Source organism: Novipirellula aureliae (genome assembly GCF_007860185.1).
GTDB lineage: Bacteria > Planctomycetota > Planctomycetia > Pirellulales > Pirellulaceae > Novipirellula_A > Novipirellula_A aureliae.
In genome coordinates this window covers 1,222,974-1,247,092 of record NZ_SJPY01000001.1, presented here as the reverse complement: position 1 = coordinate 1,247,092, position 24,119 = coordinate 1,222,974, and the positions used below count along the sequence as shown (strand labels likewise).

The following is a 24,119-nucleotide window of genomic DNA, read 5'->3' as shown; positions in this document are numbered from 1 at the left end:
GCTCTCATCGTTCCGCCGTCGTCTACCGCTAGCTTCCAACGAAACAGATCATGAACCAATCATTTCACACGCCACTTTGTGACCTTCTCGGCTGTTGTTATCCGATCCTCCAAGCAGGCATGGGCGGTGTCGCTCGTGCGGAGCTTGCGGCAGCGGTTTGCGAAGCAGGCGGATTCGGTTGTCTGGGGATGGTCCGTGAATCGCCTGCATTGATCGCTCGAGAGATAGCCGAACTTCGCCGCCGAACCGACAAGCCGTTCGGCGTCAACTTGATTCCGGCTGCAACCGATGCGAACTTGTTCGTGAGCGAACTCGATGCGTGTATTGAGGCCGGTGTCGACACGTTGATTTACTTTTGGGATGTTGTGCCCGATGCGGTGAAGCGAGCCCAGGATGCCGATTGTAAAGTCGTATACCAAGTGGGCAGCGTTGAGCAAGCGATCAAGGCCGAAGCAGCCGGAGCGGATGCGATCATCGCGCAAGGCGTCGAAGCGGGAGGGCACATTCACGATTCGGTCACGTCGCTAGTCCTATTGCCTCAGGTGGCTAGCGCCGTTTCCATTCCCGTTGTCGGTTCAGGAGGTTTTGCCAGCGGGGCAAGTTTGGTGGCAGCAATGGCACTCGGGGCACAAGGCATCCACTGCGGAACGGCCTTCGTGGCAACACGAGAGTCGTTTGCGCACCCGATACATAAACAGAAAATCGTCCAGGCACAATCCACCGACACGATTCACACCGATGCTTTCGCGATCAATTGGCCCCCGCACTCGCCGGTGCGAGTGATCAAGACGGAGGTCACCCGTCAGATCGGCGATCGTGTCTTTGGCAATGATGCGGACGAAATTCAACGCGAGCAGATTGCGGAAGAGGAAGGCAGACCGATTTATCTGTTTAGCACTGATTCACCGCTTCGCTCAATGACCGGCGAGCTGGAAAAATTGGCTTTCTATGCGGGACAAATCACTGGTGAAATCACAGCGATCGAGACAGCCGCTGATGTGATCAATCGAATCATAGCGGAAGCAAGCGAAGGACTCGATCGTATGACGTCATTTTTGCAGTGACGCTTTACAAAACCTTCGGCCTAGCCCGGATGATTCATGGGCTTGCAAATTGTTTTGCTAACGTCTACGCCTTAAAGCGTTTACGTTCATTGCTCGAAAAACAGTCTGCGTATTAGCCGTTTTGGCGTTAGCGGGCTGTCGATTTAATCGTTTAACGCTTAGCCGAAGGCGTCAGCTTTTCCATAAGCGGTCGCCTATGGCTTGTCGTTAAATAATCAGTCGAGTCAAACCGATTAAATCGACAGCCCGGTCAGGAGATGGCCGGGTCGTATGCCCGTAAGGTTGCCCGTAAGGTTGCCCGTAAGTGGTGCGCCCGTAAGTGGTGCGCCCGTAAGTTTGCCCGTAAGTTGTTTGCGAAAAACTCCAGATTACTTGATTGGAGAGCTGGGGAGATTGGTGGATTGATAGTAGACTCTGCGTTTCGCCAGCGTGATTTTGGCATTGGCCAGTGTTCCTGTCCGTGGAGCAAAAATCTGGCCTGGCGACTAGAATGTAGGTCTGTTCTCAAGGAAAATCTGGCACCATGCAGTCTTTCGATCGCGATCCGGCGCCGCGTGATCTATTTTCATTGCAAACTTTATAGGAAGAGCTCATGTCACATCCGCATCAACACCCCCATGCTGCCCTTGCGTCCGAGCCGGGCTACCGCTACACCAAGGCTCCGCGCCGCGTCTATTGGGAATTGACGCGGGCTTGTGGGCTTGCCTGCAAGCATTGCCGGGCGGAGGCAATCAAAGAACGATTGCCGGACGAGCTCACCAAGGACGAAGCCTTCAAGGTGCTGCGTGCCCTGGCGGAGGCCAAACCGGTGGTGGTGCTGACCGGAGGCGATCCACTAGAGCGACCCGACTTCTTTGAGATCATGGATTATGCGAAGTCCTTGAAGCTTCACGTTGATGTGGCGCCGAGCGTGACGCCGAAGCTGACTCGCGAGGCGGTGTTTCAGCTCAAGGAACATGGTGTGGGGGCAATGTCGCTCAGTCTCGATGGCTCCAACGCGAAACGCCACGATGACCTACGTGGTATTCCTGGATGCTTCGCTCGGACGTTGGAAGCAGCCGAGCATATCGCTGAGGCGAAGATCCCCATGCAAGTCAACACGTTGGTCACGGCGGATACGCTGAGCGACATGCCCGCGATTCACGAGTGTCTCGGTCAAATGAAACCCAAACGCTGGAGCTTGTTCTTTTTGGTGACCACGGGGCGTGGTGAGTTGCTCCGACAAATCGAGCCTGAACAGGCCGAGGAATTATTCGAATGGCTGATCGAGATGGGCCCTAAGTCCAACTTCATGATCGCGACCACCGAAGCGCCCCAATACCGCCGCGTGCTTGCTAAGCGGCAGGCCGGCGACGGTCCACCACGTGTGCCTGGCGCGGGGATGCGAGATGGCAACGGGATCATGTTCATTTCCTACCGAGGCGACATCATGCCCTCTGGCTTTCTTCCGATCAGTGCCGGATCGGTTCGTGAGAGCGACCCACTCACCATCTATCGCGAATCGGAATTGTTCACCAGCCTACGCGACACATCGGCGTTCGGCGGTCGCTGTGGCGCGTGTGACTTGAAGGATCTGTGTGGTGGCTCACGCGGTCGCGCTTACGCGGCCACTGGCGATCCACTGGCGGAAGATCCGCTTTGTAGGTACCGGCCGCCAGCGTGAGACTGGCGAGACGTTCTTATCGGGAATGGAATTAACTCCACTGAGGAATGGTTAATGACCGACATCGCGGCGTGTTAACCGGGCGTAATCATAAATATCCTTTAGGTTTTCATCGCTATGACTTCTGCAAACCGACACGACCGATCTGCATTGGGCTGGGCCCTGCGTCTAAGTCATCTCGATTTGTTGGTGACAATGGTTCTGTTGCAACTGAGCCAAAGTTTCTTATCTTCTGAAAGTGGCATTCAGCGAGGCCTGTTCAATCTATTGTTTCTGGTGGTCGTGATCTCGGCAATTCGCACACTTTCCAGTTCGAAAATCCGGATGATCTCGGCGCTCACCATCGGCGGGATTGGATTCCTTCTTGCGTCCTATGCGGATTTCCATCATTCCGTCTTGTTGATCGCTGCAACCGATTCATGCTATGTCGTCGTTTTTCTGCTGTTGATCCTATCGCTTGCGGAGAGTGTTTTTCGGAAGGGGCCCGCTGATTTGAATCGGATTGTTGGTGCCGCATGTATCTATTTTGTTATTGGACTATTTTTTGCATTTGTCTTCTCACTATTGGAAACCTTTCAACCGGGGGCTTTTGCATTATCGCCCTTCTCGGATAGCGTGGGCATCCATCAGGACACGGTAAGCAACCTGATCTATTTTAGTAACGTAACACTTACTTCACTTGGCTACGGCGACATCATTCCCATCACTCGACCGGCACGCACTCTCGCCACGCTTGAGGCGATGGTTGGTCAACTGTACTTAGCCATCGTTGTGGCCAAACTCGTCGGGTTGCATATTGCGGAGCAAAAATAGTGCTGGTGACATGCCCCCGTCTGGGCATCGGATGGATCACCGTTTGACGCCTCCTTTACGCGAATCACCGTTTTTGCTCAATTACCGAAGCAGTAGCAAATGGTCTTCCCAAAACGACAACACTTCGACGCGATCACTTACAACCAAATTGACGGGGCACGGAACGATGGGAATATTGAAATCGAAAACGGCCACCCGCTTGCTGATTCTGTATGGTCTGTTGAGTGTGGTTGGGTGTACGTCCTCGGAAAATGAGTACGATCCGCCACCACCGCCTGAGGTGACGGTGTCGCAACCGGTGCAGCAATCGATCACTCCTTTCTTGGAACAAAACGGTGTCATCGAGGCCGTCGATGAAGCGGACGTGCGGGCTCGTGTGCGGGGATTTGTCGAAGCGATTGCGTTTGAACCGGGCCAGGAAGTGGCCGTCGGTGACGTTCTGTACCAAATCGAATCGACGCAGTATCAGGCATCCGTGAATTCAGCGTCGGCCGAGGTGGCCGCTGCCGAGGCCGCTATCAGCGTTGCCAACGCACTCGTGAGAACGGCAGAGGCGGAAGTCAAGAAAACGGTGCAGGACCTTGATCGCGCCAAGAGCCTGCTCAGCCAGAACGCTGGGTCGGAGGCCGAGCTGGATACCGCGGTCGCAGAGAATGAGTCTGCGTTGGCCGCGTTGGAGTCCGCCAAAGCAAACGTGCAGGCAGCGAACGCCGCCAAGGGGCAAAGTATTGCCAAACTTGCTCAAGCACAGTTGGATCTCGACTACACCACCGTCAAATCGCCGATCAGCGGGCGGATCTCTACAACCGATATCAAACAAGGTAATCTTGTTGATAATGGGCAAAAACTTTCCGCGGTGGTTAACCGTAGCCATGTGTTTGCAAACTTTAGCGTCAGTGATCGTGACATGTTACGATTTATGAGCAAAAGAAGAGCGGAGTTAAAGCTTGGCGAGAAAGTCGCTGAGTCCAATTGGAGCACAGCCAAGGTCTTCTTAAAACGGGAAACGGATGAAGGCTTCCCATTCGAAGGCGTGCTGGAATATATTGACCAGGAAGGGGTGGATGCAAGTACTGGGACCCTGCGACTTCGCGCCCAATTCGACAATCCTGACGACTTGTTGCTGCCCGGTTTATTTGTCTTGGTCCGAGTGCCGACCGGCAAATCGGTCGAGGCAATGTTGATTCCAGAGTACGCGGTCCTTCGTGACCAACGAGGCCAATACGTTTTGATTGTGAATGCTGAGCGAAAGGTGGAGCGTGTCATGGTCACGGTAGCCAAGACGATCAGTGGCTGGGCAGTGATTGAAAAGGGATTGACCCTCGACTCACGCGTCGTCATTGACGGGCTCCAACGAGCGAGACCTGGCCTGGAGGTCAATCCGATCGACAAAAAACTTGAGCTCGACGAGCAAACGTTGATGCGAGGATTCTCGCCATCTGATCCTACGCCTGAAGTTGCAACTGGCAGCAGTGCGACGAGTCCTTCCGAAGTCGAATGAATCGAAAGAAAGCAATCGCCTGATGTCACGCTTCTTTATTTACCGTCCGATTTTCGCCTCGGTGATCTCGATTATTATCGTGCTCGCCGGCTTCGTTTCGTTCGGCTCGCTGCCAGTTGCTAAGTTCCCGCCCATTGCGCCGCCGACCGTCAGCGTCAGCGCCGTTTATCCTGGCGGTGATGCCCGCACGATCGCCGATACGGTGGCGACTCCCATCGAGCAGCAAGTCAACGGCGTCGAAGACATGATCTACATGTCGTCGAACAGCTCGGACGACGGCAGCTATAATTTGACCGTGACGTTTGATGTGGGAACGGATATCGACATCGCGTCGGTGCTGGTACAAAACCGAGTCGCCATTGCTGAAGCGCAATTACCTGCGGAAGTTCGTTCGCAGGGGATCACGACCAAAAAGCAATCGACGCAAATTTTGCAGTTTATCTCGTTGACTGCGCCCGCGGGTGATCTCGATGACCTCTTCCTGAGCAATTACGCGCTGACGGTCAAGGACGAACTGAGCCGTGTGAACGGCGTCGGTGAAGTCCGCGTCTTTGGTGCCGGTGACTACAGCATGCGGATTTGGCTCGATCCACGCAAACTGAAGCAAAGGAGTTTGACGACCGCCGATGTTGTCACTGCGATCCGTGAACAAAACGTACAGGTTGCCGCCGGAAAGATCGGCGCACCGCCCGCTCCGTCCGGAACCGCGTATCAGTTGACCGTTAGTGCACGCGGGCGATTGGTGGCCAAAGAAGAGTTTGAAGACATTATCATCGCGACGGCCAGTGATGGGCGGGCGTTGCGTGTGAAGGATGTCGGGCGTGTCCAGTTGGGTGGGAAAGATTATACGTTTGATTCGCGTTTCAATGGGGAACCTTCGGCATCCATCGCAATCTATCAGCTTCCCGAAGCCAACGCGCTAACCACCGCAGCATTGGTGCGTGAAAAGATGGAAGAGCTGAACACGAGCAACAATTGGCCCGAGGGAGTGCAGTACACGGTCGGATTCGATACGACCCTGTTCGTGGAGGCATCGATCGCAGAGGTTTACAACACGCTTGCGATCGCCGTCCTGTTGGTGGTGCTGGTTATTTACATCTTCTTGCAGGATTGGCGTGCGACGATCATCCCCGTTGTCGCGATCCCTGTCTCGCTAATCGGTACCTTTGCGATCATGAACATGATTGGTTTTTCGATCAACATGCTGTCGCTGTTCGGGATTGTGTTGGCAATCGGGATCGTCGTGGATGATGCGATCGTCGTGGTGGAAAATACAACACGCCATTTGGCCGATGGTTTGCAGCCCAAGGAGGCGGCCGTCAAAGCGATGTCGGAAATCACAGGTCCCGTGATCGCGACGACTCTGGTGTTGCTTGCTGTGTTTGTGCCCAGCGCGTTCATGGGCGGAATCACAGGCCAACTCTTCCAGCAATTCTCTTTGACGATCTCCGGTGCGGTTCTAATCAGCACGCTCAATGCGCTCACGCTCAGCCCCGCGTTGTGTGGACTTCTGCTTCGAGCACCGAAGGAATCCAGCTTTGTGGGCTTTCGATGGTTTAACCGAGGATTCGACGGAGCGACTTCGGCCTACGGTTTTGTGATCCGCTGGTTCGTACGCCTCGTGTTGATCGTCATGGTCGCATACGTTGCATTGGTCGGTACGACCGGCGTTACTTTTAACGCCTTGCCAACCGGATTCGTGCCGGATGAAGACCAAGGTTATTTGTTTGTCAATGTACAACTGCCCGATGCCGCCTCGAGCGAGCGGACGCAAGCGGTGATGCGACAAGTGGAAGCGATCTACAGCGACATCCCAGGGGTGGCGGATAACGTTTCGATCGCTGGATACTCGCTACTCGGTGGTTATGCCGGTTCGAATCTTGGTTTCTCGATCCTTATTCTGGATCCCTGGGACGAGCGAACCGATCCTGAGGAGAGCTTGCCGGCGATTTTGGACCATTTGAAAGAGCGATTCAGTCAAATTCAAGGCGGTGTCGTGTTCGCGTTTGCGCCGCCGCCGATCGACGGCCTCGGTGCGGCTGGCGGCTTTCAAATGGAAGTGCTTGACCAGGGTGGCGGCGGTTACGCGGCACTGCAAGCGACGGCTGAAGATCTCGTCGAAGCGGGGAATGGCCAAACGGGTTTGGCGGGTCTCAACTCTGCGTTTCGAGCGAACGCTCCGCAGTTGTTCGTCGACGTCGATCGTGTCAAAGCGAAGAACTTGAACGTACCGTTGGAAACGGTGTTCGGAACCTTGCAAGCTTATCTCGGATCGGCGTATGTCAATGATTTCACCTACAACAATCGCTCCTATCAAGTTCGCGTCCAAGCCGAAGCCGAATTTCGCGGATCGGCTAGCGACATTGAAAAACTTGACGTTCGCGACAATGCCGGACAAATGATTCCGCTTGGCGCGATTGTCGATGTGAAAGAGAATTTTGGCCCCTCCGTGGTGCGTCGTTTTAATCTGTATCCGAGTGCTGCGATCAACGGTTCGGCTGCGCCGGGCACGAGTTCCGGCGAGGCATTGAATCTGATGGAGCAAATGGCGGATTCTCGGATGTCACCTGGGTTCGGATACGCCTGGACCGGGATCTCGTTTCAAGAGAAGCTGGCTGGCAGTGGACAGGCGACGATATTCCTGTTAGCCATTGTCGCCGTCTTCTTGGTTCTGGCTGCACAATACGAAAGTTGGACGAGCCCCGCTGCGGTGATCGCCGTGGTGCCGTTGGCAGTGCTTGGCGTCGTATTCGCACTCGTTGTACGTGGCATGCCGAACGACACCTACACTCAGATTGGCGTGGTACTGCTTGTCGCCTTGGCAAGTAAGAACGCGATTTTGATTGTAGAGTTTGCCAGTGAAGAGAGACGGAAAGGTGTTTCCATAGGTGACTCGGCCTACAACGCCGCGACCCTTCGTTTTCGCGCGATTCTGATGACAGCGTTTTCGTCGATCCTTGGTTTTCTCCCGCTCTTGATTGCGACGGGCGCAGGTGCTGCGAGTCGACAATCCGTCGGAAATGCCGTCGTTGGTGGGATGATCGCCGCGACACTGTTTTCACTTTTGTTTGTCCCCTCTTTCTTCGTTGTGTTCCAACGACTAGCGGAGTGGCGAACGAAGCAGCCCGCGGTTTCACCTGCAATCGAAACGCCGGCCGCCGGGGAATTGATCGATGAGACGGATGACGCGGCCGAGTAAGGGCTCGGCTGTAACGCGGATGGACGAAACCCAAACCTTTGGAGATTCCGAAATGTTGAAGATGATTTTGCTTGCCGTCGTCGCTGTCGCGACTTCTCTTGCTTTTTCCGCACCCGACGCTGACGCCTTCGGTGGACGCGGCTACGCTCGTCGCCAAGCACGCCATGCGTATCACGCTCCTGCCCCTGTCGTTGTACAGCGAGTCTATGTCGCGCCGGTCGTGAAATACTATCGCCCCCCGGTTTACTACCCATCACCGGTATCCGTTAACGTCCGTCGTTATGGTAGTTACTACGGATCGTATTATCGCGGTTATGATTACCCGCGGTATGGTGGTGGCGTCTCGATCAGTATCGGCTGGTGAGTGGTCAGCGCCACGGCTCTCTCGGCAGTTCGACCTAGGATGCTGGCCAGTTCGATCAACAGTCGTTCTGGTACGACATCGGAGGATGAGAATTCGAGTGTATTCTCTAGCACTCTCGCTTTATCCAATGTCTACAGAATATCATCGTCGTGCAGATCGATTTGCTTGCTCCGCCGGGCTTGTCCCGAATGACGTGGACTTAAGAAAAATGGAGTGAGTATCACAGGGGTGTTTTTCCTGCTTCCGTCCGGCTTGTCCGGGCGGTCTGTCCGGGCGGAGCAACGGGTGGCAGCTACCATGAACGCAAAATTCCACGCTCGCCCCACCCCCACGAATCACCTCCGGCGATTCGTAGAGGTGGGGCGAATTTCTTTTCGGGCATGCGGTTTGTAGCCGCCACTTGTTTCCTCCGCCGAGACAAGCTCGACGGAAGGGTTTTTCACGTTTCAGAATTCCTTCAGTACACGCCATTCGGGGCAAGCCCGAACAGAAGCGGTTGGGAGTTTATGGTAGGATCGGTAGCGGCCAGTTGTGTTCCTCGCTTCCGCCGGGCTTGTCCCGGTCGGAGCGTTCAAGTGGCAGCTGCCAATGATGCCAATCTTTCCTCCTTCCAGATCTTTAGGCCTCCGCTACGGGCTTGCCCCGGCGGAGCCAACGAGTCACTGCTCGTGCCTACGCACCGCGCCGCGATCATAACCACCAAACGTTCCTACATAGTAACTGAACTTCAAGATCGGTTTCATGTCGTACACGTATGCAATGTTATTCATCAGCGATAACGCAACCGATTGTGGTGATTTTGTCACGCTGGCACCGAGCAACACATGCACATGGTTGCTCAGTAATCCAATGCGCGACAACTGCCACTCTTTCTTCTCACAAGCACGAATGATCACATTTCGCACTCGCTCTAACTGGGCATGACGCACCTCATTCCAGCCTCCCGTATTCTCCACAATGATCTGCAATGAATTCAGGAATTGCCCGTAAGTGCCAATGGTAAGTTTCGAGAGATCGACCGAATGGTTATGGAACTGGATTGCTTGTAGGCGAGCTTGTGTGTCGTCGTCGGCCATAGGATGCTTGGTCGTTTGTCCAGCGACATATTGATCCAGGACGCTTGAGTTCGCTTCGCCCGTGCTTTGGATATGATAGTTGCGTCGGAACGCCTTTGGGATGCGACCACGTATCAAATACTGAAAGCGGCCTTTGACACTGCGAACGATATCCGAAGGTGACGACGCGGGACGAGTGCTGACAAGGAACTGAAGCGTATTTCCAGATCGAACATGACTTGAGAGAATTCGTACACCATCGACTGCCGTTGCGAGTTGCAGCTCTTCGAGCCAAGCAGATTGCTTGGGCAACTCAGATTTCCCGAACAGCGCGAGCGACCAATTGAGTTGATACGCATTGGTTGTGTTGTCGGCAGTGTAGATTGGTTCCATGATTTCGCGTCAATCCAAGTCGTTGATCCCGCCGGGACAAGCCCGTAGCGGAGATCGTGAGGATGGAGAGGTTTTCTATTTCTCTTCATTCTAGCGAAAGTAGCCGGCACTTGTCTGCTCCGCCGGGGCAAGCCCGGACGGAAGTGTTGGTGAGTTTATCATCGGAGCAGTGGCTGGCACTTGTCTGCTCCGCCGGGGCAAGCCCGGTCGGAAGTGTTGGTGAGTTTATCATCGGAGCAGTAGCTGGCACTTGTCTGCTCCGCCGGGGCAAGCCCGGTCGGAAGCGTTGGTGAGTTTATCATCGGAGCAGTAGCCGGCACTTGTCTGCTCCGCCGGGGCAAGCCCGGACGGAAGTGTTGGTGAGTTTATCATCGGAGCAGTAGCGGCCAGTTGTGTTCCTCGCTTCCGCCGGGCTTGTCCCGGTCGGAGCGTTCAAGTGGCAGCTACCAATGATGCCAATCTTTCCTCCTTCCAGATCTTTAGGCCTCCGCTACGGGCTTGCCCCGGCGGAGCCAACGAGTCACTGCTCGTGCCTACGCACCGCGCCGCGATTATATGGGGTCAGCCACAACCGCAAACTCACCGGATCCTTACCACTCTTCTTCGGCCCCGCCCGACGAACCGATTCAGCACGATATCGATTTGACTTTCCCGACCTGTTCCCCCGTCATCACGTTCCATTGCCCGAGCTGTACAGTGATCGAACGGTATCCGGAAATGGCAATGCGGTCGATCATGGTCTGCGCAGCCACTTCGCGTTATCTTGAAAACGGCGTTCAGCGGAGATGTTACCACAAACTACCTAAAATAGGGGCGTTCTGACGAAGTTCATGGTGATTCCCACTCCTCGCAAGAGCAGACGCATTTCCAAACTTTGTCATGGCGGGGTACGATGTGGCACAATTCTCCCGTTATCATTTTCAATGCGTTAGCCAACTTTTGAAACATCATGAAAGCCGCCACGATTAGTCAATTGAAGAAGGAACTTGCAAAGCTCGATCGCGAAGATCTGCTCGATGTCTGTGTTCGGTTGGCCAAGTTCAAAGTCGAAAGCAAAGAGTTGTTGACCTACTTGTTAATGAAATCGCATGATGAGATCGGTTACGCGGATGAATTGTGTGACGAAATCGACCTGCACTTGAACACCTCTGGAAAGATTCATAAAAAGACGCTTCGCAAAGTGATTCGCTGGATGGACAAATCGCTGCGGTTTTCCGGTGATAAGGAAACCGAGCTACAGGTGAGGATTCACTTTTGCCGGCGGATCAAGGACATGCGAATCCGTTTTGGCGGTTGCCGCGTGAGCGAGAACATGTACGCGGCACAGCTCAAGAAGATTGACAAGGCGATCGAGAGAGTCCATCCCGATTTACAGTTTGATTACAACCGACAACTCTCGGGACTCTGACCACACCGTAGACAAACTCTACATCGGTTCTCGCCACGTTGGATGCGAGCACAGCTCTGCTCTCCGAGCGGATCGATGATGCTGGCATGTGATGGTGGAACCCTCGGAATCGACCAACGCTACGAATTCACTCGGGCGGTCGAAACGAACTCGTCCAGCGGGAGTTTGTCGCCATAATATCCTGAACCACCTGCTTCGTCTCGTGTGGTTCAAACGGATCGTGCTCTAGTTCATGTTCCAGGTTCTCTAGTTTTTTTCGAATCAGATAGCCTTGCATACGCTGATAAGGGCGAACCTGACCGGTGCGAAGGAACGTGCCAACTTCTAGACGCCGGCTCCAATCTTCCCAGACCGGCAGCCAATACAATGCATGATCGACCTGCCCGCTATTGGCCGCCGATAGACACTCTGTACGTGCCGTGCTGATTTCTGCCAAACACTCACGGGGAGACGGATAATACGCATAGCACGCGACGATACTCAGCGCGACTAAACCTGCCAACATCGTAGCACCGATTACATTTGGCGGGACAACGATATCTAGACCACGACGTGGTGTTGCATCGTTGTTGCGCAGCGATGACGCGAACGATTCCGCTTTGGCGTTCTTGATCAGCGATGCCTCGTCAATCTTGAGCATGCGAAACAGCATGCCCATTGTTAAAATGATGGCCAACGCAATCAAGGACGCGACCGCACGGATGTCGAGATCTTTGGCAACCGTGTCGACAACCGATTGCAGACCGAACGAGTGAGACGCGGTCAGTGGGTTTGTATAGATGTCGAACGCGTGCGTGTGCCCAGCCGGTTCGACGCCCGGCGGAACGAGTGGTTTGTTGATCGCATAAGAGATTCCCAGCACGATGACGAGCAACGATGCCACCCATGACGCTGCTGCTTTCCACCCGAAATGGCGTCCGAACCAAAGTGGCGTCGCAAGGTTCATCCCCGCACCCAATATCAATAGCGTGAATGAAGCGCCGGGCGAATTGGCGTGCTGGAACATCATGCCCATTTGACTCATTGCCAACATCGGCGTCGCATAGACTGGCACCGCGACGCACAACATCTTCAGCGGTGCCCACACGTCGTCTCGTTCGACTTCATGCTGCATCGCACCATAGGGCAATATTGCGGCGAGTAACGCCAAACCCGACAAGGCGACCAAGGCAATGAGCATGCTTGTTCCTGTCGCCTCGCGAGCGAGGTGGACGATGGTCGCAAAGACGCGGCGGAGTCCAATCAAATGGTCACCTGTGGGATAGGCTTCTAGCCTGTCATCACCTGTGGGATAGGCTTCTAGCCTGTCATCATCTGTGGGATAGGCTTCTAGCCTGTCATCACCTGTGGGATAGGCTTCTAGCCTGTCATCATCTGTGGGATAGGCTTCTAGCCTGTCATCACCTGTGGGATAGGCTTCTAGCCTGTCATCACCTGTGGGATAGGCTTCTAGCCTGTCATTATCATCGCAGGCTGGAAGTCTCCGCCACTTGGAAAACGCGTCCCAAAACAGACCCAGTGCCGTCACGACCACCAATGACCCCAGCGCAAACAGGATGATCACCAACGGTCGGCTGAGGGTGAGGCCGTACAGCAGCGACAGCGGGTTAAACAACGGAGCCGACAGCGCGAACGCTGACATTGCACCGGGTCTGACTTTCGCTCGTCGCATTTCAAACAGGATTGGCAGCACGCCGATCGAGCAAACCGGCAGTAACATGCCGACCAACCAGGACTGTGGCAGCGAACGAAGACTCTCGCCACCAAACAATCGTCGCGTACCCACACCGCCCAAGTAGTAACGAAGAATCGACGCGATCAGTAAACCGACAAGCAATGTTGGCGCGGCTGCAGCGAAACCCTGCAGCACGCGAATCAGCCCACCAAGCAACATCACGGAAACGGATTGATTCATGGCGACGTCACCTTCAGGCTGGGGGGGTGTTCAGGGATTCTCCGCACCGCATCATCGATCAATTGGCACAACGCTTCAATTTGCGATGCTTCGTCTCTGTTCAGGCCGTCTTCCGTGGCACGGAGCTTTGTCATCAATGACTGCGTCGCGTGATGGAGAGGAAGCCAGTCCGCTTCAGAAAGGTTCGTGTCGGCAGCGATTTCCGCCGTCCAGCCGACCAAATCATCGATTTCTTTGCGTGTCAACTTGTTAATTTCCGACAAAGCCAGACGCTCACGGAGTTTCGCGGCAGCGTCGGGAAGATCCTCGGGCCAATGTTCGGCGACCGTGTGGTCATCTGCAAACAACGACGTCTTCGGCGCGGAGTCTTGCGACCCACAGCCAATGACAATCCCCAACAACATCGTCGCGGAACTCGTCAAGAGTTTCGACGTTGAAGACTTGCCATTTTTCCGAAAATCTCGACGACTTCCGCAAAGCAAAACATCCATTACTTGTACTCCGGAGCAGGCACTTGCTTCATGATCCGTTCAATCGCTGAATCGACATCGTCGGTCGTCGTCAGCAAACGAACCGATAATACCGGATACGCTACCTTGGCCACGTCACTGGGCGTGACAAATTCACGGCCTTGCAGCACAGCCCACGCTTGAGCGATTCGTTGCCAATGCAACATGCCCCTTGGGCTGACACCCAGTTGAACCGACGCATCGTGTCGCGTCGCTTCGACCAGATCCACCAAGTACTCACGAACCCGCTCGTGCACGCTGATCGTCTGCACTTGTTGTTGCATCTTCCGCAAATCCGCCAGCGATAAAACGCTGTGCGGCAAATCATCGTCACGGTCCCCCTTCGAAGCGTTTTCCAAGATGCCGAGTTGTGCTTGGCGATCGGGATAGCCGATTTGTAGCTTGATCGTAAACCGATCCAACTGGGCTTCGGGCAATGGGTACGCTCCGTGCGAGTCGATCGGGTTCTGGGTCGCGATGACAAAGAAGGTTTCCGATAGTCGATGCGGAACCGCATCGATCGTGACTTGCCGCTCTGCCATCGCTTCTAGCAATGCACTTTGCGTTCGCGGCGTCGTTCGGTTCAATTCGTCGGCCAGCAAAACGTCTGCGAATACCGGGCCAGCATGAAACTCGAACTCGCGGGTCTTCTGGTTGAACAGATTGAATCCCGTCACATCGGTCGGCAATAGATCTGGGGTGCATTGAACGCGTGCTAGTCGTCCGCCCAAACATTCCGCGAGCGCCTTCGCCAGCGTCGTTTTGCCGGTTCCTGGTAGATCGTCCAGCAACAAATGCCCTTGGGCGAGCAAACAGGCGATTACCAATTCGATCTGTTCGGATTTTCCTAAAAGAACGCGGCCAAGTTGTTCACGCAGACAACTCAGCACGGCTTGTGTTTCGTTTTCCATCACCACGCTCATACGGGCACCTCGTTGTGAACTTGTATCAATTTCCGTGTATTCAAACCACGGACGACGCCATTTAAACGTCCGCGGTCGATCGCACCACTGCCGCCAAATATGCTTCGATCGGCGTCGTTGCAAAACTCTCGCACTCGATCACGAAGCTGAATGTCGGACGCAACCAGTGACTCCATCCAATCTCGTTGGGGAGTGCCAAGCGGACGCTGCTTGCCGATCAGCTTCGCTCGCATTTGAACGATATGCATCGCGATACGAAGCTGTTGTTGGCGACCGAGCGGCCATGTAAACAACCAGCCCACCGTTAGCAACCCTTCGATCCAAACCAACCGGGTGACGAATAGCAAGGTGATGAAGCCGATGATCGCCAAACCATGCATCCAGTGGGCGGCAGCAAAACGTTTGGCGAGCAACCACGTCGACGGCGCGTAGATCGGTTCGCGGTAGCCGGGTGTCGGCTCAATCTCGAACCAACGCCCGTCGTCGAGTCGGATCTCGGTCCAAACATGCACGTCGTCCGGCGTTACCGAAGCGTGGCCGGCAGCGATGTCGAACGAATTTGGCCGCACGTAAAAACCAGTGACGATCCGTGATTGCAATCCGATTTCGCGGGCCTTTCGTGCTGCGAGGGTCGCAAACAAATGATCGCCACCGCGACGAGTGTGAAGAAACTCCGCAACCGGATCATCCGTGTTGGTTGAGGTGGTTCGATCAAACGTGAAGTTGGTGCGAAGGTCCTCAACGATCGATTTTAGTTGTTCATAGGCGGTGAGCCCCTCTCCCCCAGGCCGTCGCCCCGAAGCGGCACGTGGAGAGCCATCGTCGTTCGCCGTGAGCGTTAGTAGTTCATCTTCCATCACTTGTAATGAAGCCAAGCTCACGACCGTCAATGGCGGAACCCGTTCACGGCCGGGCATATATAGCGATCCGTCATTGTCAATCCCGAAGAAATCTTGTCGATCAACGTCCTTGATGTGCAGGCCGGCGGTCAACATCGGGGCGGGAAGGCGAGTCGTGTTGAGTCGCAGTACCTTCATCCGATTGACCTCGACCGCATTTGTGCTTTCAAACGCGGCGGATTTTAGCTTGCGATCGAAGAACCAAACGTGATCGTCGATCTCACTGCGTTCCAATTCGTCATCTGCGAGTTTCGCCGAGTTGGTCCAATTCACGCCGTCAAACGTATCGAAACGCTCCATCGCTAAACGGATTCCCGTTGGGCCGTCCCATTGAACAACCGCGTCTTCGACTGTGTCTTTGAAATGATGGTGCTTTTTCGGCGGCATTCGGTCAGTGCTGAATGACGATCCCCCCTTCTCGCTCTTGGCAACCCGCTCGTGCATCGTATTGGCGTTCTCGTTGCCTATTGCTTGGCGGCGTTCCCATTTGTTCTTCTTTTTCGGTTCGCCGATCGTGTCGTTGAACATGTCAAACAGAGTCGACTCCGTCGACTCCAAAAAAATATCAGACTCAACCGCCCCAAAGGATTCCGCATGGTCCTTGGCCGCGATCGCTGCGTCACCGGTTCCGATACCCGACCGAGCCGCCGGGTCGGACCATTTCGATCCGCCGCTGGTGGGCATGATTCCAAAGGCCAGACGATTGGATTGGCCAAAACGATCGCGAACCACAAGCCCACCGACAATGCACAACGCGACCGCAAACAAAACGCTGGCTGGTCGTACGCCAACGGTCGGTCGTACCGAATCAGGCAAACACAGGTCGAGTCGTTCCCAATGATTGGCGACCAAGTGCCAGACGCAAACCGTCATCCAAATGATGGCCAACCAAATGGCGCGGGCGTCATCCGAAATCGAGGTCGAAAACAACACCAGAAATCCGCTGATGACAAGCGACATCGCTCGAGTGCGATCACTGGTAGCGGCTATCGCAATCGCTAGCGATGTGGCTCCGAATGCGGTTAGTGCTGACATTTCAAACGCAACCGGCGAACCGCATGCGCGAGCTACGATGGCGAACAGGATCGGAGTGATGGCGAGCAACCCGGCAGCGGGACGCGTCAAACGTACCAACCTGCCCAACTTGGGGCCGAAAATCCTGACGACTTCTGCTACGCCAAGCAATACCAGCAACATTCCCATCTCTGCCAAGAACCAACCTCGTGATTCAACAAAGAGTCGCAGGGGAATGACCGAGACGATCGATAGGATGGCCAACAGAATCGTTTCGTTTCGTTTACGCGGCGACATCGGCATCTCGCACCTCCGTCCAAAACTCACGCACCTGATCTGCTAAGGCTTCTCCCGAACGAATTTGTTTTGTCGTCAAACGGCCGCCAGCCCGTCGTCCGCCGCGTGGGTCGCGTATGCGGATGATTTCGTGCCCCGCATCATCCGACGAAAACTCGATCACCGCACGATTACTGATTGCGGTACGCTCAACGGGTTCATCCCATCCATCGGCGGGGACATCCGCCATCGCATCGAGAATCTGTCGGCGTCCCTTGCTTCCCGTTGCCAATCGCAATGCCCGCGAACCAATCGTTACTCGCATCGGAACGTTCGACTGATGTAGATGGATCAACACGCTCGCTGCGATACGTATACGATCCGCTAGCTGATTTCGCCTGCCTCGGCAGGACGTATCCACGAACACATCGAGCTCAACGCACTGCGGGCCTCCGCGTTCGGTCACCACCAACGAATCGACTCGGGCCGACGCCACCCAGTTGATATGCTTGGCCGAATCGCCTTGCCGGTATGCTCGCACGCCGACAAAATCGCCGCTCCTACCGCCTCGGGATCCATCACCATGTTCAGCGTTGGCCTGACCAACGATCGGGCAAGAGCCCGCCACCGGAAATACCTTCGGCCACACCGTCAGCGATTGCGTCGTCGTCAATTTCCGCCGTGCCGTCCAAATTCCAAACGGAAACGAACAAGAGATCAGCGGTGCTTGGATCGGATAGCGACCACGCAGCGACGGGTTGGCCTTGATTCCAAAATCGCTAACACACAGCGGCGGCACGCATGCCAAGCCGACGGTCGGCAGTGCATCGTCACCTTCGCAATCCAGATAACCTTCGACGACCAATCCCCAAACGGGAATGGGAACTCGATTGCGAACCGAGGCGAGCATCTGACACCCGTCGTCCTCATGAATACAGTCATTTCTCGGTCGCAACTGACATGTCGTGACGTGAATCGCCACCAATGGCCACGCTACGCCAACCGCTAAAAGGCCGGTCAGCGATGCGGCCACCGTCCAGCCGATCGGATTGAAGTACAAACCAATCAAAATGCTGATTGCGGTCGCTAGAACGAACCAGCCAATCGGTTCCTTTAACCAATAAACAAAACGATTCGCCCAAGGGCAAAAGTCGGTTGTCATCATGCGAGACAACCAACCCGCCTGTTTGGACGCCTCATGGACGATCGCCATGGGTGCATACCTTCGGTACGAGAAGAAAACGGAGAGAATGAAACGGCTCGAGCGTCAAACGCTCGGCGGTCCCCGTACCGAGTGGATGCTCGAACGATGGTTCGGAACAAATAGGTCGTCAACCAAGACGACCTCAAGACCACCCGTCAACAGTTGTACCCATGCGACATCGCTGGCGAGCGCAACGGCATGCCGCGACGCAAAGAAGTTTTGGCAGATCGAACAGCGATCCGAGTCGTGATGATCGACGGGGGCTTCCGAATCGGGATCGCTGGATTGCTTGTTTGCACCGGTTTGCCAGTCCGTGGAGGCCGATTCGTCCGAATGGGCCAGCGTTTCCGAATGGCAAGCGTCAGCGTGATCGTGGTGACAGCATGAATGCTGACAAGAATCATCCTCGAAAGTCTCGCAGGCATCGTCCAACTTCGCCCGACAGCATCCCGTCGGATGGCCCGAGCAACCTGGATGGGCCGAGCAACCTACGTGAACCCAGCCTGCGACGTTGCCAAACAGCAAAGCTGCCAGAGACAGGTAAACGGTCAGGATTCGAGACGACTTCAAAAGGGGGTTCCAACGGTAAATGACGAAATCGGCCCAAGACATCTATCTTAGGTGAAAAACGCGAGCCCGACCAAAGGTTCTATCAATTGGTGGTACGTGGTGTCAATCGATTTGGTTCAACTCGTGGAAATTTCCTTCGATCCATCACCGAAAGACGTTCAAGGTAGCGGCCACTTGTTGCTCCGCCCGGACAAGCCGGACGGAAGCAGGAAAACAGCCACGGTGAAACTCAGTTTTTCTTTAGTCCACGCCATTCGAGCTTACCACTGTTTGATGGAGGGGGCGATTCTGACCTGACAAGCCACCCGTTGGGTTGCGAATCCTAACGGAAGATCCTTTTTGCCCTGCCATGGTATCCTCAAACCTCGGAAATCGTGCCTGTGCTGTCAGCGAATGAGTCGGTCTCTACACCTAATCGTTGCAACATCGTGACGTAGAGGTTCGCCAGGGGTTGATCATCGGTATCTAAACCCATTTTATAGGGCTCCGGCTGCCCTTTGATCCAGCTCCCGCGGAAGACGTTGTCTCCGGCTAAGTTGAGGAATTTCCCGTGCTCGAATCCCATCGATTTACCGCCGGCCAAGATCAACGGATAGTTGCGAGAAAGATGGAAGGCGCTCGACGCGGATCCGAACAGGAGCAACGTGTGATCGAGCATGTTCCCTTCACCGCCCGGCTCGGGAGTCGCTTTCAACCTGCCGGCAAAGCGGCCAAACTCTTCACTGATGAATCGGCAGAAGGTACCAAAGTTCTTCCAACCGTTGGGCTTTTTCGTTTCATGCGAGAGTCTGTGCGTCAAAGGAAGCCCGACGGCCCGAGCGAGATAGTCGCTGATTCCTTTGCTGACTTCCTTGCCGAACTGATAGGTCGCCACCCGCGTCGAATCGGTCTTGAACGCCAAATAGATTAGTTCGTACATCGTTTGAACGTACTCTCGTGGATCGTTCGGAGTAATCTCAAGATTCAGATGATCCACGTCGATTTCTGGAAGGGGAAGATTCATCCACCTTGCTGACTTTGCTACGTTGATCTCCGTGTCTCGCACGGACCCAAGAAATTCCTCAAAGGTCTCCTGATCCTGTTTCGATAGTTCCCTTCGCAAAGAACGCGCATCTTCCATAAGATGATCGAGTACACTTTGACTGAGTGCCAGCCGCCGCGCCGCATTGCCGTCTTTCTTTTCAAATAGCATGTCAAAAATCCGTTTCGGCTTATTCTCGGCTGGAATCGGACGACCTTCGCGATTGAATGAGATCGTATGGGCCTTGCGCTGCGGCCCGGTGCCTCCGTCGGTCGACATGACGAGTGACGAGAATCGGGTTTTCGCTTCAATATGAGCCGCATAGACTTGGTCGATGGAAATGGAATTTTGATAGTGACCGCCTCCACCAATCGCGGCCCCCGTGAGGAATTGGTCGGCATTGTGGTGGCCATGATTATTGCGTGACGCTGGGTGGGACAAGCCCGAGATGATCGTCAAGTCATCGCGAAGCGGCTCTAGCGGATCAAGGCATTTACTCAATTTGAAATCTCTCCCCTCGCCGTGAGGAAACCACGACCAATCCTGGTACGCCGGATCGTCCTGGCGAGGCATTGGAACGCCGTTGGGTAAGTAGAAACAGGCGAGCCGTCGAGGACTTGCGGATGCCTCCGCACCACTGGCAACCGCTGAAAAGGTTTCAAAGGCTGGAAGTGCAAGGGCGAAACCACTGACGCCGCGAAGAAAACGACGACGGTCAAGAGAATGGAGGTTCATGGCAAATCCTAGGGATACTGAATGAGGAAACAGGAAGGTGACGTCACTTGTTTACGCGTTCTTATTGGGATTCGATCAACAGGTCTACGACTTCTGAAACAAATCGCTTTGTACCAGCAATTGAATCAACGTTTGTAATCCGTCGCCTTGGTTTCTTAACTGAGACGTCAGTCGTTCGATGCTCGCCCGATCAGTGAAGTTCAGCGGCCGACCCAGCGCGAAGGTGGCTATCTTGTGAACGATTGCCCGCGTGAACTGATCTTGGCGATTGGCAAGCAGGTAGCGTTTTACTCCGTCGACTCCATCAAGTTCATGCTCGTCGTACAAGAGGCTCGACGCATCGATCTCCTTTCCGCGACTCTCCAATCGCCAATTCCCCAGGGCATCATAGTTTTCAAATGCGATCCCCCATGGATCGATCTTTACATGGCAAGAATAGCAGGCCGGCTGACTACGATGATCTTCCATCCGTTGCTTGAGGGTCATCTTCATAATCTCGGGATCGGCAATGTCGATTTCGGGAACGGCCGGAGGTGGTGGCGGCGGAGGGTCATTCAAAATGCTCTCCAACAACCAGATGCCACGTTTGAGTGGATGCGAATCCGTACCATCGGAATTCATTGCTAATATCGCAGCCTGAGTCAGAACGCCACCGCGTTTGTCTTCCGGTTTCAGCGACACCTTCTGAAATTCATCACCCCCGACGTCACGGATGCCGTAGTGCTCGGCAAGCCGCCCGTTGACCACGGCATAATCACAGTGGATAAAATCGATCACACTGCGATCGTTCTGTAAAATCTCCTCGAATAACGCCAGTGGCTCTTGCTCCATCGCTTGCTTCAAGCTGTCGTCGTACTCCGGATAGGTTCTCCTATCGAACCTCACAAACTCAAGCGGCGCCATGTTCAACCATTGCTGTACGAAATGAGTCGAAAAACGCTTGTGCTTTGGGTCGTCCAGCATGCGTCGCGTCTGATGCATAAGCTGCTCGGAATCGCTCAGTCGCCCTGCGGAAGCAAGGTCAAGCAACTCGTCATCCGGCGTGCTGCACCAAAGAAACATCGAAAGGCGAGTTGCCAATTCGAAGTCATTGAGTTTGCGCTGACTTTCTAAATCGGACCGATCGGACTGAACCAGATACAAGAATCGTGGAGATGACAACACCGCGGCTAGGGTCTCAACCACGGCCTGCTCGAAGTTTTCACATAGAGGGCGAATGTGGGCAAACAACTCCATTTGCAAATTCACTTCTGACTCGCTGACGTCGCGTCGCCATGCGCGTCGCATGAATCGAGACACGATGTCCCGTGCATACGCGGTTTCGTCGTCGCGGTTCTCGCTGTCGATGAAAATTGCCGAATGCGTTGCTGGCGGCCATTGATCGTAGACGGGCGCCGACACCTCGACGTAATCCAATTGAATGTCTGCGGATTGATCGGTAGAAGTATTGAACAGTCGTAGGTATTCGGAGGGATTGGTTCGATCGGTCACCCCCAATTCCTCGGTACGACGCACGGGATTGCGAGGTTGGATTTCACCCAATCGGATATCCCACTGATAGAACTTCGGCCGTTCGGCAGACCCGTCAATGACGAGGTCGCTGCTGCTGATCCTGAACGCAGCTTTCTGGTCCTTGTCTCCTTGCCAACCGAACTCCAGGGCCAACCGGGGAGCGACATCGGCTTCATCCGAAGCTCGCGACGCACGGAGACGTACTCGCAATATCCCCTTGTCCGGCAATCGGTTGCCAAGCTCGATCACCATCCCCTGATTGGCGGGGAGCACAGCGATGACCTCGGATAGCTCCGGCACTTCGGGGGCAGTGGTTGTGGGGGTCCAGGCGTTGACGGCACCCACGTAGGACCAGGTGGCTGGCACGGTCTGACCCGTTTCCGTGTTCTTGTAATGAGCACCCTTCGTACCCGTCCTTGTTGCCCTTGTCCTGGTCCGATCATCCGCCTCCTCAAGTTCGGCGGCCTTTCGTGCTGATGCTTGCTTTGCTGAAACACCCCAGTACAACGCTTCGGGACGTTTACCGCTGACCGTGACCCGATCGAGTGCCTGCCGATTCCGATCCAAGTATTCCGCATACTGCTTGCCGGTCATCTGAAGCAATTCGGAGCTGTTCATGAAACCGTCGTGTGCGATGGGGTCGGGTGGAAGGTCTTTGGCAAAGTCCAATTCAAGCCCCAGTAGATCCTGCAACGCGTAGTTGTACTCGTAACGGGTCATTCGGCGAAAGGAAGAAAAACCTTGCTGGTCACGCTGCACCTGTGAAGCCTTCTGAACCTCTGCAGAGAGCCACTCGACGATTCGTTTGCGATCTTCGTCCGGAAGTTCAGGCCCGTCCTTGGGAGGCATCTCTCCTTTACTTACGGCCGAGGAAACCTCTAGTGCTGCGTTACATCTTAATTTTAGGATAGACGGAAAGCAGCTTTGTCCTCGCTTCGTCGATTTTCATTTGCCAATCGACTCCGCGTTGGGTTTCATTTACATCGCTGGCCCAGGCAGAGGTTTCTTCGCGTAGCATCTCAATATCGCCAATGCGACGACCCGAAACGCACTGGCGAGTCATGCTACTGAGTTCGTTTTCTGCGATGTTGAGCCAACTGCCATGCTTCGGTGTGTAATGAAACTCAATCCGACGAACCATTGCACGAGCTCGTTCGGGCTCAAAGACCTCGTAAAACGCGCCCATCGTGTGCGTATTGAGATTGTCACATACTACAATCACCTTCTTACACTCTGCATACCGACCTTCGAGCAACTCAGCCATTGCGATCGCCCAATCGACCTTCGTTTTCTTTTCACGAATCGTGACTTCACGCCATCCCGAGAGTGGTTCGGTAAACATAAACACGTTGGCAACGCCAGCCCGCTCATACTCGTAGTCAACACGTTTGGGTTTCGACTTGGTTGCCGCGATCGGTGCTTTGACGTCTTTGACCAATTGCACGGGCTGTTCATCCATGCAAATCACCGGAATGTTCGGATCGTAGGGTTTTGCGTATATTTCGAGTACATCTTCCATGTGCGCGACAAACTCGGCGTCGGCTTCTGGAGGAATCACCCAATACTGCATTTTGCGATTGTTCATGCCGTTTTTTTAAGCGTTCGGCAGAGCGTCGCATAGCTGACTGTATCGACGATCTTCAGCTCAACAACTTTGCGAGCGAGTAACCGAAGCGACCAATTGGCGTAGCCTTTTGGAGGCGGCCCCAAACGTGTTGCGATGATCCGAGCTTCTTGCTCACCATCGAGAATTTTAGGTGTGGGCGGTGCTTGTCGCTTCTTACCGTCGAGTGTTTCGCGAAATCCACTTTCCACTAGCCGCTGGCGAATATTCTCGACCGTTTTGGTGCGGCAGCCAAAAGCATCGGCGATGCGAGCATCCGTCCAAGCGGGACCGTCCGCATCCGCCTTCAGAAGGATTTGGGCACGCTTAACCTTTTGGCTCGTTCCGCTAAGCTTTTTGATGACTTGTTTGAGCTCAATACGTTCCTGATCGCTCAACCGAACGATATACTTTTTCTGCATGGGATACCTCCGTGTTCCCAATAGTATGACTCAAACAAAGATCTGAGCCAATCCTA

The 24,119-nt window shown here is 54.5% G+C and carries 18 protein-coding genes; 7 read left to right on the top strand and 11 right to left on the bottom strand.

Annotated elements, in window-relative coordinates:
* Positions 1-50: 50 nt before the first annotated feature.
* The 6 genes from Q31b_RS04715 to Q31b_RS04690 all read left to right on the top strand — a co-directional run bounded on the left by Q31b_RS04715 (position 51) and on the right by Q31b_RS04690 (position 8,604).
* The gene (locus Q31b_RS04715) at positions 51-1,064 is read left to right on the top strand and encodes an NAD(P)H-dependent flavin oxidoreductase (protein WP_146598445.1); all 1,014 of its coding nucleotides are present in this window, start codon (positions 51-53) and stop codon (positions 1,062-1,064) included.
* Positions 1,065-1,656: 592 nt separating this feature from the next.
* Positions 1,657-2,727 (top strand): radical SAM protein, encoded by a 1,071-nt coding sequence (locus tag Q31b_RS04710; RefSeq protein WP_146598444.1) that lies wholly within the window; start codon positions 1,657-1,659, stop codon positions 2,725-2,727.
* 117 nt (positions 2,728-2,844) lie between these two features.
* Positions 2,845-3,540 carry a potassium channel family protein gene (locus Q31b_RS04705; RefSeq protein WP_146598443.1) on the top strand — a complete coding sequence of 232 codons (696 nt, stop codon included), beginning with the start codon at positions 2,845-2,847 and terminating at the stop codon, positions 3,538-3,540.
* A 43-nt stretch (positions 3,541-3,583) separates the two neighbouring features.
* Complete coding sequence (locus Q31b_RS04700; RefSeq protein WP_231617300.1) at positions 3,584-5,041, top strand: efflux RND transporter periplasmic adaptor subunit; 1,458 nt, start codon at positions 3,584-3,586, stop codon at positions 5,039-5,041.
* A 22-nt stretch (positions 5,042-5,063) separates the two neighbouring features.
* A complete protein-coding gene (locus tag Q31b_RS04695; RefSeq protein WP_146598442.1) occupies positions 5,064-8,240 on the top strand; it encodes an efflux RND transporter permease subunit in 3,177 nt (1,058 codons plus the stop codon).
* 52 nt (positions 8,241-8,292) lie between these two features.
* Positions 8,293-8,604, top strand: coding sequence for a hypothetical protein (locus Q31b_RS04690; RefSeq protein ID WP_231617299.1), 312 nt, complete (start codon positions 8,293-8,295; stop codon positions 8,602-8,604).
* 659 nt (positions 8,605-9,263) lie between these two features.
* Here the strand turns inward: Q31b_RS04690 and Q31b_RS04685 are convergent.
* Positions 9,264-10,052: a transposase gene (locus Q31b_RS04685; RefSeq protein ID WP_146598441.1), complete on the bottom strand. Its 789-nt coding sequence runs from the start codon at positions 10,050-10,052 to the stop codon at positions 9,264-9,266.
* A gap of 949 nt (positions 10,053-11,001) precedes the next feature.
* Here Q31b_RS04685 and Q31b_RS04680 point away from each other — a divergent pair.
* Positions 11,002-11,460, top strand: coding sequence for a hypothetical protein (locus Q31b_RS04680; RefSeq protein WP_146598440.1), 459 nt, complete (start codon positions 11,002-11,004; stop codon positions 11,458-11,460).
* A gap of 127 nt (positions 11,461-11,587) precedes the next feature.
* Here the strand turns inward: Q31b_RS04680 and Q31b_RS04675 are convergent, their stop codons facing one another.
* The 10 genes from Q31b_RS04675 to Q31b_RS04630 form a co-directional block, all read right to left on the bottom strand.
* Positions 11,588-13,375: a permease gene (locus Q31b_RS04675; protein WP_146598439.1), complete on the bottom strand. Its 1,788-nt coding sequence runs from the start codon at positions 13,373-13,375 to the stop codon at positions 11,588-11,590.
* Positions 13,372-13,866: a hypothetical protein gene (locus tag Q31b_RS04670; protein ID WP_231617298.1), complete on the bottom strand. Its 495-nt coding sequence runs from the start codon at positions 13,864-13,866 to the stop codon at positions 13,372-13,374. Before Q31b_RS04670 ends, Q31b_RS04675 begins: the two co-directional genes overlap by 4 nt.
* Positions 13,866-14,795, bottom strand: a complete 930-nt coding sequence (locus tag Q31b_RS04665; protein WP_231617297.1) for an AAA family ATPase — start codon at positions 14,793-14,795, stop codon at positions 13,866-13,868. Before Q31b_RS04665 ends, Q31b_RS04670 begins: the two co-directional genes overlap by 1 nt.
* A gap of 8 nt (positions 14,796-14,803) precedes the next feature.
* A complete protein-coding gene (locus Q31b_RS04660) occupies positions 14,804-17,023 on the bottom strand; it encodes a DUF3488 and transglutaminase-like domain-containing protein (protein WP_146598437.1) in 2,220 nt (739 codons plus the stop codon).
* On the bottom strand, positions 17,004-18,209 hold the full coding sequence (locus tag Q31b_RS04655; RefSeq protein ID WP_231617295.1) for a DUF58 domain-containing protein: 1,206 nt from the start codon (positions 18,207-18,209) through the stop codon (positions 17,004-17,006). The genes Q31b_RS04660 and Q31b_RS04655 overlap by 20 nt, the downstream gene beginning before the upstream one ends.
* A gap of 54 nt (positions 18,210-18,263) precedes the next feature.
* A complete protein-coding gene (locus Q31b_RS04650; RefSeq protein WP_146598436.1) occupies positions 18,264-18,770 on the bottom strand; it encodes a hypothetical protein in 507 nt (168 codons plus the stop codon).
* Between the two features lie 358 nt (positions 18,771-19,128).
* Positions 19,129-20,526, bottom strand: a complete 1,398-nt coding sequence (locus Q31b_RS04645) for a DUF1552 domain-containing protein (protein ID WP_146598435.1) — start codon at positions 20,524-20,526, stop codon at positions 19,129-19,131.
* A gap of 84 nt (positions 20,527-20,610) precedes the next feature.
* Positions 20,611-22,887: a DUF1592 domain-containing protein gene (locus tag Q31b_RS04640; protein WP_146598434.1), complete on the bottom strand. Its 2,277-nt coding sequence runs from the start codon at positions 22,885-22,887 to the stop codon at positions 20,611-20,613.
* 40 nt (positions 22,888-22,927) lie between these two features.
* The gene (locus Q31b_RS04635; RefSeq protein ID WP_146598433.1) at positions 22,928-23,623 is read right to left on the bottom strand and encodes an IS630 family transposase; all 696 of its coding nucleotides are present in this window, start codon (positions 23,621-23,623) and stop codon (positions 22,928-22,930) included.
* Positions 23,620-24,063 (bottom strand): helix-turn-helix domain-containing protein, encoded by a 444-nt coding sequence (locus tag Q31b_RS04630; RefSeq protein ID WP_146598432.1) that lies wholly within the window; start codon positions 24,061-24,063, stop codon positions 23,620-23,622. Before Q31b_RS04630 ends, Q31b_RS04635 begins: the two co-directional genes overlap by 4 nt.
* Between the last annotated feature and the right edge of the window lie 56 nt (positions 24,064-24,119).

Bases quoted from the DNA above. Each gene is read 5' to 3' on its own strand.
- Q31b_RS04715 (WP_146598445.1), top strand. From the start codon at position 51: ATGAACCAATCATTTCACACGCCACTTTGTGACCTTCTCGGCTGTTGT.
- Q31b_RS04710 (WP_146598444.1), top strand. From the start codon at position 1,657: ATGTCACATCCGCATCAACACCCCCATGCTGCCCTTGCGTCCGAGCCG.
- Q31b_RS04705 (WP_146598443.1), top strand. From the start codon at position 2,845: ATGACTTCTGCAAACCGACACGACCGATCTGCATTGGGCTGGGCCCTG.
- Q31b_RS04695 (WP_146598442.1), top strand. From the start codon at position 5,064: ATGTCACGCTTCTTTATTTACCGTCCGATTTTCGCCTCGGTGATCTCG.
- Q31b_RS04690 (WP_231617299.1), top strand. From the start codon at position 8,293: ATGTTGAAGATGATTTTGCTTGCCGTCGTCGCTGTCGCGACTTCTCTT.
- Q31b_RS04685 (WP_146598441.1), bottom strand. From the start codon at position 10,052: ATGGAACCAATCTACACTGCCGACAACACAACCAATGCGTATCAACTC.
- Q31b_RS04680 (WP_146598440.1), top strand. From the start codon at position 11,002: ATGAAAGCCGCCACGATTAGTCAATTGAAGAAGGAACTTGCAAAGCTC.
- Q31b_RS04675 (WP_146598439.1), bottom strand. From the start codon at position 13,375: ATGAATCAATCCGTTTCCGTGATGTTGCTTGGTGGGCTGATTCGCGTG.
- Q31b_RS04670 (WP_231617298.1), bottom strand. From the start codon at position 13,866: ATGGATGTTTTGCTTTGCGGAAGTCGTCGAGATTTTCGGAAAAATGGC.
- Q31b_RS04665 (WP_231617297.1), bottom strand. From the start codon at position 14,795: ATGGAAAACGAAACACAAGCCGTGCTGAGTTGTCTGCGTGAACAACTT.
- Q31b_RS04660 (WP_146598437.1), bottom strand. From the start codon at position 17,023: ATGCCGATGTCGCCGCGTAAACGAAACGAAACGATTCTGTTGGCCATC.
- Q31b_RS04655 (WP_231617295.1), bottom strand. From the start codon at position 18,209: ATGGCGATCGTCCATGAGGCGTCCAAACAGGCGGGTTGGTTGTCTCGC.
- Q31b_RS04645 (WP_146598435.1), bottom strand. From the start codon at position 20,526: ATGAACCTCCATTCTCTTGACCGTCGTCGTTTTCTTCGCGGCGTCAGT.
- Q31b_RS04640 (WP_146598434.1), bottom strand. From the start codon at position 22,887: ATGCCTCCCAAGGACGGGCCTGAACTTCCGGACGAAGATCGCAAACGA.
- Q31b_RS04635 (WP_146598433.1), bottom strand. From the start codon at position 23,623: ATGAACAATCGCAAAATGCAGTATTGGGTGATTCCTCCAGAAGCCGAC.
- Q31b_RS04630 (WP_146598432.1), bottom strand. From the start codon at position 24,063: ATGCAGAAAAAGTATATCGTTCGGTTGAGCGATCAGGAACGTATTGAG.